Here is a 1,033-nt window from a genome sequence, read left to right as displayed (position 1 = left end):
AAAACAGATCCTAAAACTTATCAATCACAACTTGAAGAAGTCAAAGCAATGGTCGAACGTGCTTCATTATGGCAAAGAGATCATTTTGACACATGGTATAGATTATTAAAACCTGAACTAAAAAACAAACTAATTCGTGACATAGATGTATGGGATGCCTATTATATAGACCGCACAGAATCATGGTTACCACAATATGGCAACACATCACAAACAGTATTAGACTTCTTCGGACCAGTAGATCATTACTATGAATTTGACGGTAATGGTGCTTACTCTATCGGAAATACAATTAATTATGTTGCTGATAAACTATTAGATCCTTACGGTAATTCCGTCTATACACATGAAATGGTACACGCTAATGATCAAACTGTCTATTTACAATATGGTCGTCGCCAACATATGGGCCCAGAATCATTTGCTTACGGTTTATTGCAAGTTCCTAATATGACAACTATCGGTTTAAATTTAATGTTTGAATTTCCTAAAAATAATCCAAATATTACGCATAATACAACACCACAACGTTTTAAAAAGGTAGAAGATTTACAAACTTATATGCATGGTGCTTTTGACGTGATGTATCTATTGAATTATACAGAAGCCATGTCATTAATCAATTCAGACAAATCAAAACAAAAATTATGGTTCAATAAAATTGAAAATACAAAAGATATTAATGTTAATAACATTGTCAGAACACTAACAGATAAAGAATGGCAAAATATTTCACTAATAAATATTAACGATCTAATAGATAATGGACTTATTAGTAAACGAGAATACGAAATAGATCAATATGATAGAAATGGTTACTATACAACTAATTTATTTTCACCTATTTACGGTACAGCTGAAAATACAAAAGGCGCACCTGGTGGCTTATCATTTAGACAAAATGCCTTTGAATTATTAGCTTATAAAGGCTATTATGGTGGGTTCATCCCTTATGTATCCAATCAACATTACAAAGAAGCTATAGCACAAGGAGACACGGATCTAAGCGATCAATTCTTAATCAAAAAAATAT

General features: G+C 31.7%; 1 protein-coding gene. It reads left to right on the top strand.

The window, feature by feature from the left end; translation table 11 throughout:
* On the top strand, window positions 1-1,033 hold a 1,033-nt coding region (locus tag AC5EAH_RS08150), incomplete at both ends, for a ZmpA/ZmpB/ZmpC family metallo-endopeptidase (RefSeq protein WP_493494280.1).

The organism is Staphylococcus sp. B1(2026), assembly GCF_058895785.1.
Note: the sequence above shows the minus strand (reverse complement) of the source record. Positions and strands in the feature narration are given on the sequence as shown.